10 protein-coding genes are annotated in these 11,198 nt (G+C 28.7%); 3 read left to right on the forward strand and 7 right to left on the reverse strand.

Features of this window, described 5'->3' with window-relative positions; genetic code table 11:
• Window positions 1-6: 6 nt before the first annotated feature.
• Window positions 7-2,028 (reverse strand): conjugal transfer protein MobC, encoded by a 2,022-nt coding sequence (gene mobC, locus GJV76_RS11825; protein ID WP_155092826.1) that lies wholly within the window; start codon window positions 2,026-2,028, stop codon window positions 7-9.
• A 166-nt stretch (window positions 2,029-2,194) separates the two neighbouring features.
• On the opposite strand from mobC, the gene GJV76_RS11830 reads away from it, so the two are divergent.
• The 3 genes from GJV76_RS11830 (at window position 2,195) to mobB (ending at window position 4,467) form a co-directional block, all read left to right on the forward strand.
• A complete protein-coding gene (locus GJV76_RS11830; RefSeq protein ID WP_155092827.1) occupies window positions 2,195-2,662 on the forward strand; it encodes a YbaK/EbsC family protein in 468 nt (155 codons plus the stop codon).
• 107 nt (window positions 2,663-2,769) lie between these two features.
• Entirely contained in the window at window positions 2,770-3,198 is a 429-nt protein-coding gene (locus tag GJV76_RS11835; RefSeq protein ID WP_155092828.1) for a plasmid mobilization protein, read from the forward strand.
• A gap of 3 nt (window positions 3,199-3,201) precedes the next feature.
• On the forward strand, window positions 3,202-4,467 hold the full coding sequence (gene mobB, locus GJV76_RS11840; protein WP_155092829.1) for a conjugal transfer protein MobB: 1,266 nt from the start codon (window positions 3,202-3,204) through the stop codon (window positions 4,465-4,467).
• Window positions 4,468-4,486: 19 nt separating this feature from the next.
• On the opposite strand, the gene GJV76_RS11845 is transcribed toward mobB, so the two are convergent.
• The 6 genes from GJV76_RS11845 to GJV76_RS11870 all read right to left on the reverse strand — a co-directional run bounded on the left by GJV76_RS11845 (window position 4,487) and on the right by GJV76_RS11870 (window position 11,001).
• On the reverse strand, window positions 4,487-5,203 hold the full coding sequence (locus tag GJV76_RS11845; RefSeq protein WP_155092830.1) for a hypothetical protein: 717 nt from the start codon (window positions 5,201-5,203) through the stop codon (window positions 4,487-4,489).
• Between the two features lie 413 nt (window positions 5,204-5,616).
• Window positions 5,617-7,698, reverse strand: coding sequence for a hypothetical protein (locus tag GJV76_RS11850; protein WP_155092831.1), 2,082 nt, complete (start codon window positions 7,696-7,698; stop codon window positions 5,617-5,619).
• A 181-nt stretch (window positions 7,699-7,879) separates the two neighbouring features.
• Window positions 7,880-9,025, reverse strand: a complete 1,146-nt coding sequence (locus GJV76_RS11855; protein ID WP_155092832.1) for a TIR domain-containing protein — start codon at window positions 9,023-9,025, stop codon at window positions 7,880-7,882.
• 153 nt (window positions 9,026-9,178) lie between these two features.
• Window positions 9,179-9,823: a uracil phosphoribosyltransferase gene (locus GJV76_RS11860; protein ID WP_196216227.1), complete on the reverse strand. Its 645-nt coding sequence runs from the start codon at window positions 9,821-9,823 to the stop codon at window positions 9,179-9,181.
• Complete coding sequence (locus GJV76_RS11865) at window positions 9,813-10,508, reverse strand: DUF4062 domain-containing protein (protein ID WP_073145530.1); 696 nt, start codon at window positions 10,506-10,508, stop codon at window positions 9,813-9,815. Before GJV76_RS11865 ends, GJV76_RS11860 begins: the two co-directional genes overlap by 11 nt.
• Window positions 10,509-10,725: 217 nt before the next feature.
• Window positions 10,726-11,001, reverse strand: coding sequence for a hypothetical protein (locus GJV76_RS11870; RefSeq protein ID WP_155092834.1), 276 nt, complete (start codon window positions 10,999-11,001; stop codon window positions 10,726-10,728).
• Between the last annotated feature and the right edge of the window lie 197 nt (window positions 11,002-11,198).

An 11,198-nucleotide genomic window follows, 5' to 3' on the forward strand; every position in this document is an offset into this window, starting at 1 on the left:
ACAAGGTCAAGCATTTATGGGGGAATTTTTTGAAAGCGAACCGCGGAGCATTACCTTGCTTAGTGAGATAATTGATAAAANCTCTGATTCGATAATTGATTCAACATCAAGCTTAACTTGTCTGTAATTGGCTTGAATCGTTTCATCTAAGGTGTTATTACCCTTAGCATCTAAAAAAGAAGTTATCTGGGGTATCTTTTGATAGGCTTTCATTTCTTTAGAGACTTTTTCATTATCAACCACAATCTCCGAGTGAAATATCTTTTGCTCTATACGCTCATCAAAATTATCAGAGACAGCCCCCACAAACATTCCTTGAGTGAGGGTAGATATCTTAGAAGCAGGAATAAGCGTATCAAGCTGAGTAGAGAAGGAGGTAGAACGATCGTTTCTATTAATGGATATACTTTGACGTTTTTGAAGGATCTTACCAAAGCGTTCTGATAAGGCTTTAGCAGTATCTCCAACTACTTGTCCTGAGAAGATATTTCCAACTGTGTTTTGAATTACTTTGCTCTCTTTATCTCCGTAATCTCTATTAAGCTGTGAGAAATCTTGAAATCCTAAACACACTGCTACTTTATTACTTCGAGCAGTCGCAATAAGATTGTCAAGTCCTCTAAAATAGATAGTAGGTAACTCATCAATGATAACAGAGCTTTTAAGTTGCCCTTTTTTATTGATTAATTTTACAATACGTGAGTTATAAAGCCCAAGAGCAGCAGAGTAAATGTTTTGACGATCAGGGTTGTTACCTACACATAGTATTTTAGGCGCTGCTGGATTATTGATGTCTAACGAAAAATCATCTCCTGTCATTACCCAGTATAGCGATGGAGAAATCATACGAGAAAGGGGAATTTTAGCAGAAGCTATTTGTCCCTGTAATTGGTCTTGCGCTCCTCCTTCCCAAGCATCCATAAAAGGAGAGAGGTAATTCTCTAAATCAGAATAGGAGGTAAGGATGGTAAATACATCAGAATATTTTTTATTTAAAAACTCAATAGCGTGTGGAAACGTACAGTATTTCCCATTTTGATAAATCTTCAAAAACCATATAATAGCAGCTAAAAGAATAATTGGTGATTCTACAAAAAAGTCGCCTTGTTTTTGTATCCACGAGCGGTTAAGGTTAAGCATGATGGTATAAGCTGATTCATAAGCATCAGATATATCAGTCATAAACGATGGATTAATTGGATTACAACGATGGCTACGACTTGGATCATCAAAGTTTATAACATAGAACTTAGGCGTGATAGCGTATTTATCTTTGTGTAAAAGCAAATGATTATAAGCGATGGTCGATAAGTCATCAAACTTAAAATCGTAAATATACATCGAGAATCCCTTTTCAATTTGTTGTTTGATAAAGCTATTTACCACAGCATAAGATTTACCAGAACCAGGAGTTCCAAGAACAATTGTTGCTCTAAAAGGATTAACGATGTTTATCCAACCACTATTCCATTTTCCTTTGTAATAGAACCTTGAAGGAAGGTTAATGGAGTAATCATTTTCAATAAGGCGAGTCTCTTGCATAAAACTTTCATTCTCAAAGTTGAACACATCTTGCATAAGGTTATCATTTAAGAGTCTACTAATCCAAGCGCCTGAAACCAAAAGTAAAATATACCCCAAGAAAGTACTTGCTATATACAGTATCGCGCTCCAAGAATGTCCAAAATCAAGTAAAAAGAAATTGAAAAAGAACAGATTAAAACCAACTGTAAAAACACCTATGATTTTAGAAACTGTTATCTTTTCATGTTTTACACCTTTGCCTCCCCACAGGCTTAAAGAGAGTAAAACTAGACAAAAGAGTTTAGTATAAAGTAAATGTGAAAACAGTCCTGCTGTTTGATTGAAGTTAACTAGTATTCTATCTACAACAGTATGTGTTATTCCAAGGTTTAAAAAGAAAGAATAACAGTACCAGTATAAGTGCATAAGCATAATAAGAATACTTACTGCTCGCATAAATGCTAAGATTTTAGCAAGTGCTTTTAAATCGTCTTCTGATTGCATAATAAATGTAATTAAGATTAATGATTTAAAGTAAAATTGTATTAAAGAAAATACCTTGTAATGGAATGTAGTGGTTTTGTTTGACCTCTATTGATAACAAGTCTACATTATTAAAACTTGTCAATTGTATTATAATTCCTACTTTTAAAAACCAATATTAATTATTATGAACCATTTAAAAGTGAAAGACTATCTAAAAAGCAAGGGCTTTGAAGATCGTTTTATTGAATTTAAGGAGAGTACAGCTACTGTAGATGAAGCTGCAATTGCGATTGGTTGTGGTAGTGACCAAATAGCAAAGAGTATAACGCTTTATGCCCCAGAAGAGGGAACTGCTATTTTGGTCGTCGCATCAGGAAATAGTAAAATAGATAATAAAACTTTTAAAGATACTTTTGGTATCAAAGCCAAGATGCTTAAATATGAAGATGTAGAAGAGTTAGTAGGCCATAAAGTAGGAGGAGTCTGTCCTTTTAAGGTAAAAGAATCAACCAAAGTTTACTTTGATGAATCTTTAAAAAAACATCAAGTGCTCTATCCAGCAGGAGGTAGCGCTAATACTGTAGTCCAACTAAAACAAGAAGAACTAATTAGCTTATGTGATTTTGTTGATTGGGTATCTGTGACAAAGTAGATTGAAATTATGGTTTGCTATAAAATTCCAAATCCGACCTCTAAGAGCCATTAGAAGTTTAAGGACATTAGTATTTCTTATTTTGGCAAGAATCAAGATAAGAAACTATGCAAACCATTAATAAAAACAAAGGAGGAAGAAAACTAAAATCAAATCCTAAAAAATACAGACATGTTTTCAGACTCACCGAATCTGAAAATAATAAACTGCTTGCTTTGTTTGCATCATCAGGAATGACAAACAAAGCAAGCTTTCTTGTTTCTATGCTATTAGATAGACAAGTTAAAACAGTAAAAGTAGATGTTACTGCTTTGCAATATCATGCAACACTTACTAAACTTTTTAATCAATTTAGAGCAGTCGGGGTGAACTACAACCAGATTATAAAGCTATGCAATCAATACTTCTCTGAAGATAAAGCGAAACGTTCTATCTCAAAACTTGAAGAATATACCAAGGACTTGTCCAAGTTATGCTATTACATTATCAAGCTAACCAAGGAACTTGAAGAGAAACACCTTAATTCTAAACTATAAGCTATGATAGCTAAGATTGGTAAGGGAAGTAATCTTATTGGAGCTTTGTCCTATAATCAATTAAAAGTTGATAAAGGACAAGGTTCTGTTTTGTTTATAAATAATCTACCAGAATCAAATAACACTTCAAACTACATCACTCAACTTTATAAACACTTTGAACCCTATCTACTTTTAAATTACAAGACAGAAAAGGTTGTACGGCATATTTCTTTAAATCCCAATCCTAATGATAAATTATCTGATACCGCTTTAAATGAAATAGCCCAGCAGTATATGGATACTATGGGCTATGAAAATCAGCCCTACATTGTTTACAAACATAGTGATATCGAAAGAGAGCATATTCACATCGTTACCGTTTGTACAGACTTAAAGGGAAAGAAAATAGATGATAAATATGATTATCTAAAATCAATGAAAGCTTGTCGTGAAATTGAAAAGCAGTTTAATCTAACTTCTTCAATAAATCAAACAAATGAGGAATCCAAACAGATTCAATTTACACCAGTTGATCACACCAAACACAATTTAAAAGCTCAAATAGCCTCGGTAGTAAGATATTTACCCAAGTATTATAACTATGACAGTCTAACTAGTTATAATGCCTTATTATCTCTATTTAACATCAGAGCTGAAAGGGTAGAGGCTATTGACAATGAACAAACCAAACAAGGTTTAGTGTACTTTGCCATAAATGAAAAAGGGGAGAAGGTAAGTAATCCTTTTAAGGCTTCCCTTTTTGGAAAAAATGCAAGCTATCAAAATCTTGAAAGTCACTTTAAAGCATCAAAAGAAAAACTAAAGTTCTTACCTAATAAAGTTACTTTAAAACAAACTATTGAAATAGCTTTAAATACAACAACCTCATTACAAGAATTCAAAGAAGAACTTTTAAATCACGGAATAAACGTTGTTATATTTCAAAACAAAGACAAGCGAATCTATGGTGTGACTTTTATCGATCACAACTCAAAAAGTATCTATAAAGGCTCTGATTTAGGTAAAGAGTTGTCAGCTAACACACTGAATCAAAAATGGAGTAGTACAGAAGATTATCCTCGTTCAATTTTAATACCTTCTCAACAGATTAATACTAATGAATCAGACGAGTTACATCCAATATTTAAGCAGTTATATTCTGATACTACCGATTTTAATAATAATGAGTTTTTATCAGTATTTAATTTTTTAAACAATAATCAGGAGATAGATTATGAAGAGTTAATGTTTGAGCAGAAAATGAAGAGAAAACATCGAAAAAAATAATTTTAATTAACTTTAAACATCACCATTTTTTGAATTTTTCTATTTTAAGATAATTCCAAAGAGAATCTATATCCTCAAATTTGGGAATATTTGCTTCGTTTATATTGAATTCAAAATCTTCTTGATCTATCGTGATTAAATCGTAACCGCCACCTCCGTGAATAAAATATCTACATGAGATAACTGATTTTCGCTCTTTGTTCTTGTTACTATAGTAGATTATTATGTAGGTTTCTTCTTCTTTAAGAGAAGGGAGCATATAGCCCATTGGACTATCTAAACTATACTCATGCTCTAACTTAACACGTAAAGAAGCTATTAGAGTTGAATTATAAGGGCATAAATTTAAAGCACAAGGACCAACAGCATTTTTATTTATTATAATACTTACTCCGAACTTATCTCCTCCAAATAATCTAGTTGTTTTTGAACTCTCAACATATGAGAATTGTATTAACCCTTTATTTACATAATCTTCTATTCCTATTTTTTTTAAAACTATTAATTCCGCAAAATCTATTTGATATAGGTCAGGATGAGGATTCTCAACATAAATATCACCATTTTCTCTAAAATCATAGATAAATTGAGGTGCATATTCTCTTGATGATAGATTCAAAGCAGTATCAGATACTTTTAATGCGGTATTAGATACTTTTAAAGCATTGATAGCAACAATCAGCGATACAAGTGCTATTATCAAAGATACTAAAGTGGTTATATTGTCAAAATTCATTAAATCTAAGAAATTGTATAGAAATTAGTGTGTATAAGCTCTAATTTAGTTTTTTTTAAATACTTAATATAAAATCAAATTTATTTTTACAAGTTACTCAGTTTTGAGTGTAGTGCATCGAATTAGGTATTGAAATTTTTAGCATTTTTAAATATTTTAGGTCGATCATTAAAATATAAAAGCCTGCATATTTATTAATTCTGCATGCCTTTGCTAGGTTTTTGCACCTTGTTAAGGTATTATGTTGCGGAGAAAGAGGGTTAGCCTCTTTTATGCCGTATGCTTTATAAATAGGGATGCTCATTTTTTTAAATTGATGTGCGCACCTTATTCGGAAAGTTTTAAACTATGATTGGAATTTTTTAATTATTAAGTAAAGTTAATATTTTTTTAAGTATATATACATTATAAATCTATTCCTCTTTTTGACTCCAAAAAAAATAGAGTAATTCGATATCTGAAATAGCCATAGATACACCGTCATCTAAATACTTAGAAGTACTTGATTCTATATAATCAGTCCCCGTTTTTGTACATAATACAGTATTTAAAAGTCCCATATATGAAGAAGTGAGCTCTCCTTTTTGCACCAAATCTCTCAATTGAATATCTTCAATTTCTTTTAATCTATGACTACTAGGATCAACATTCTTAAAATGTTGAAAGTTAATTATTTCATTCTGAATTTGTATTCTATTAAGATAAAATACACCATCATTACTTAAGAGATGTAAATAATCTTTCTTTTGATATGCATAATTATTATAGATCCATTCTTGTTGTAAAAGCGCCCATCTTTTGAAATCAATATAAATTGTCGGAATCTCACTATTAGATTTCATCCACTTTAAGATTTCTGATGATTTGCCCATTACAGACAACCTAACTTCAAAATTTTCCATTTCCCAACCTATACTTAATGAAATTGTTTTATTTAAAGTTTTGTTTTGTTCAGTAAATACTAACTTAAAAGCATTAAAAGTATCTTTTATTAATTCACTAGTATTATTACTTCCATGTATTATAATAGGATAGTTGGTTAAAAAATCATAGGGCTTAATGAATTTAATATTTTTAGAATAATCTAAATTACCTCCATTTCTTTTTATTATTTTAGCTATTTCTAAAATATCATATTCAAAACATTCTATAGTTTTATTATCTCCAAACTTTAAGTTAAAAGGATGAATTGCTTTTCTGTCAAAAGTATCATAATCTTGTTGTTTCTTATGATAAGAAATAAATAATCTTATACCATCTTCCTCTCTAATATAAGCAGGTAAATATTTATTTATTATATCATTATTTTCGTTATTACTTTCAACTATTTTGTCAAAATTGTCTTTGACTCCAAAATATTCATATAGTAGAGGATTACCATTATAATATAGAATGCTTAATTTTTTCCAATCATCTAAACCTAGTCTTCCATCGATTCTAAATATTTTAGTATATTCTGTATTTTTCCCAATTTTACTAATACTAGTGTCCCATCTCTCTAAAATAGCTTCCTCTGTATATAATCGAATAGCACCATCAAAATGTATAAATTCTTCTTTATTCGTGTTATAAATGGAATGTATATATCTGCATCCGTAAGAGTTTTTATCAATTCCTAAAGATGGATTTTCTTTTATTTCTTCAATCTCTAAAATCTTCTCATCTTTGTCACTTTTCCACCAAAATTCGGTTCCAGAAACACCACTGAAAAATTTAAAATCCTCATTACATTCATATCTAGTTACTCCATTAGGTAATTTTGATATATTATTATCAAATTTAGGTCCCCACCAATAATCAAATTCAAAAGTCCCTTTAAAAGTCTTAGATAACCCAATTAAATTGGGATCAATAGCTATTCTAAGTGTTATCTCCTTTTTTTTACTTAAACGAACAAATTCATCAATAAAATATGTATTATAATTATTATACATCGATAAATTTCGATTAAAGAATTGATGGCAATAAATACAAAAATCATTTTTTTTATTTTTAAAAATACCTGATCCTATATAATCAAAATCAACTAAAATTTCTTCTAAATAAATTAGTCCTGATTTATCAAGGTTACTAAATAATTCTGGAAAAATTTGTTTAACAATATTTAAGGAATGATATGCTACACAACTTTTTTTCAAAAAGATACCATCCTTTGAAAAATAGTCTCCAAGCAATACTTTAAAATCTGATATAAACTCTTTACATTCTTTTAAATGATAATTCTTCCAATATTCATTAATTTTTGTATCAAAAAATAATAAATCATCTTCTACTTCAGCATTATAAAAATTTCCTATTGCTTTAGTAATTTTAGGTTCTATATATAAACCTAAAGGAAAAATCCAACCTATCGGTCTATGCTTGTCATGATTGATTAATGAAGGAATCCCTTGTATGGCATTCGTAGAAATCATATCTTCTAGCGCCCCAAATGTAAATTTGATCCTATCTTTATTAATCAAATCCGAACTTAATATACCTAAATAGTTTTTCATGTTATTCCTCTATAGTTTCTAATTTTGATATAAATTATTTTTTATACCTACCTTAAATCAAGGTCTTTTTTCTTATTGAGATCTAATAGAATGACAAGCGATAAATGACTGTTACGACAAAAAAGAAACTTTCTATATTTCCCATAGTTTATTATTTTGGGAATATGATGTTATGCACAGTTTATTTTATCTCAAAATGATTATGCGTGTCCAAAATAAATTCTCCACCAGTTTTGTCTAACCATTCATTTGCTATTTCTATAAAATTATAAAGAAGATGAGAATAGTTTTCTAAATATTTAGTATTAACTTTGTGATAATAAACAGCATTATCAATTCTCGGTTTAATCCCAATATCACCAAAATCATCAACAATCATTTTGTTTTCAGGTAATAGCTTACCAAGTATTATTCTATTTGGTAATTCTTTATTGTTAGATGTAACTATTTTATAATTCTCTACTTTTCCTAATTTTACATATAAATCTTCATATGTTCGACCTCCATTAAATTTGTTATACCAGTCTAACCAATCTTTAAATTTAACTAGTGTCACAATTTTTTCTTTTTTGAAATTTGAAACTGAGATAATATTATCTATTATTTTTTTTACAGTTTTTGCATTGACTTCAAAATGTTTGAATAGATAAAACCCTAAAATTGCTTTATTATTAATTTTAGCTTTTAATTCATCTTTTGGTAAGTTCAATAAGTTGTTAACATCAATTAATAGATTTTTATCCTTCTTTTCGAAAATTATTTTTCTTAAATGATTACAAATTGTAATGAATTCTGTATCAATATCTCGTTTAAAATAATCATCTAATTCATTATGCAATAATCCTCGTTCTTTCAAAATGTTTATATTCGATTTTATTGCATCAACAATTTTTCTTTTTTCATTTTTTTTATCTTTTGTGATAAGATTATAGACAAGATTTCTTCTGTGTTTAATATCAAAAGGCATATCTTCTGATAAACCAAATTCTTGATTTACAATACAAATTATTCTTTCCCAACCCAAAGATTTAATAGCATAACCTAACTCAAAAATAACATTTGGATTTGGAGTTTTTCTACCATGATAGTCTTGATTAATAATGGACAAATCACAAATAAATAGTTTCGAATTATCAATTTTATTTAAGATAATATTTATTATTTCTGGGTTTCCTGGTTCTCCCGTAGTATCTTTGTCTAAATTAAATTCAACTAAATGTTTATTTTCTGCATTAAACTCTTTAATAGCAGTTTTTATACAGTCTTCAATAAAGTTTTTATTGTTTTTAAGATTTAAATCTGATTGCCAAGAAAAAAAAATATTCATTTAAACAAGGGGGTATTATAAATTATACATAATGTTTCAGGTTTTGGCATTAATAACGGAAATTGAAGCGAAAAATTTAAATTTAGCTGGTTTTTCGAATTATACAATTAAGCAGAAATATTAATAGATACAGTCATTTTGTTAAAACTCATATTATGCTACTCCTTTTATTCTTTCATCAATATTACCAAGACCAGGTATAAGCATTCCACTTTCAGTTATTCGGTCAGGTTCATCTACAAATAAAATTTTTGATTGAGGAAACTTTTCTATAAGTTCTTTTATGCCATATTCAGAATAAAATATTGCACTGAAAATTAAATTTTTAGGACGATATTCTTCGTATGCTCTTTCTGCTAAACTTATTGCAGTACAAGAAGAAGCTAATACTGTTTTAGCAATTATTAAATTATCAACTTGGTGTTTTATTAAAGGCAATTTTATATCTCTAATTTCAGCTGTTAATGCATCTATTCCTCTAATTCCGTTGAAATTCATATAACCTCTATAATTAGTGCCTATAATGGTGCTATTTATACCTTTGTTTAGATAAGGATAATCATCTTTTGTAGATATAATAACATTAATTTGAGGAAGAAAAATTTTTTCTGAAAAACTTTCTTCTAATGGAGTGATAATTGTTTGATTTTGAGTTTCGAATTCTTCACTAATTTCTTTTCCAAGTTCACATCCAATTTTTGTTAGATATTCTCTTAAATTTTCAGCTAAAGTTTCTTTATTTCTAATTAGTGTTTTAAAATTAGTACAATACTTAGTTTGTATTTTTTTAAGTTTCATAAGTCCATTCATCTATAGAGTTAATTAAATCAGAAAATGTTTCCCAAAATTTTGTATCAATTTGTGTTATTTGAATATGTTTAGATCTTAAATATCCATTGATTACATAATCTAGTTCGATATGATCATCTGATACTTTGTAACTAAATTCTTTAATATTTTTAGTTTTTTTGCTGATAGCTAACTGAATAAATCTATCTACATTTGATAAATAATCTTTTCTTTTGGTTCTATTGTACAGCCAATTTAAAAAAGATTTTTCAACCATTTCTGATAAATCGTGAGTATAATTAAATGGTGTTCTCCAATATCCGTTAGAATAATCTGATACTTTATTAATAAATGATTTTTGTTTGTCTTCAATTTTATCAATTGATTTTTTAAAAATTAAGATTTTTGTAGGATCATCCATTAACGCTTTATCATATTCAATTTCGGTGGCAGATTTTTTAATTGATAATTCAAATCCATATCTACTACCTAAAATTAAAATATATAAGTCGCAATTTTCTGCAAATTCTAATGTTTGATAATGTGAGGAATTGCTTTGTGCAGTATTATTTAAATTTCCAGCACCAATTAATTCTACTATATTATCGTATTTACGAAATACTTTTTCAACAGCATCTCGTTCAGCCTCTAAATCTTCAATTGTAGAGCTTATCATTATTTTTAATTTATCCATAGTGTTTTAAAGATATTGCCTAACGTTTCGGGGCTTGGCGCACGTGGCGGAAATTGAAGCGAATAGTTTCAATTTATCGACACGGTAAGCAAAAGCCAATTAATTGAATAAATTTAAGAAAAAAGTCAATATAATTGGCTTTTTGCGGAAGAGAAAGCCGAAACTTCAAATTTAGCCTTAACCCGCCATTGCGCCAAACCCATGTTGTACGCAGTTTTTATAAATTGTTTAAAACTTCAATAAATTTTTTTAAATCTGCTTCAGTTCCAGAATATACTTCTGTTTTATATTTTTTATCAAGTTCTAATTCGCAAATTTCATATTTCCTTTTCTTGTCAGTAAAAAAAATGTCACTTGAAAATAAATAACTAGAAATTCTCATAATGTCAATTTGATCTCCAGAGTTTTCTTGTTTCCCTTTCACTGCTATATATGCTCCAATTGAAAACTTTGTATTTAAAGTAGGAATTCTAGAAAAACCATTTTTCTCCAATTCAGCTAATAATAATTTTAATTCTTTTTCTTTGAAACTATGCTTATTAGTAAGTTGATATAAAAGTTGGTCAATCCAATTTGGAATTTGTGAGTTTCCAAAATTATCAGGTCTAATCCTAATGGATTTGAATATTAAATATTCTTGTAATCGTTCTTTATCTTAGCCCCTAAATAAGCTGGAGTGAAACTAGTAAA

Origin of the sequence: Myroides albus (assembly GCF_009711045.1) — a bacterium.
Taxonomy (GTDB): Bacteria; Bacteroidota; Bacteroidia; order Flavobacteriales; family Flavobacteriaceae; genus Flavobacterium; species Flavobacterium album_A.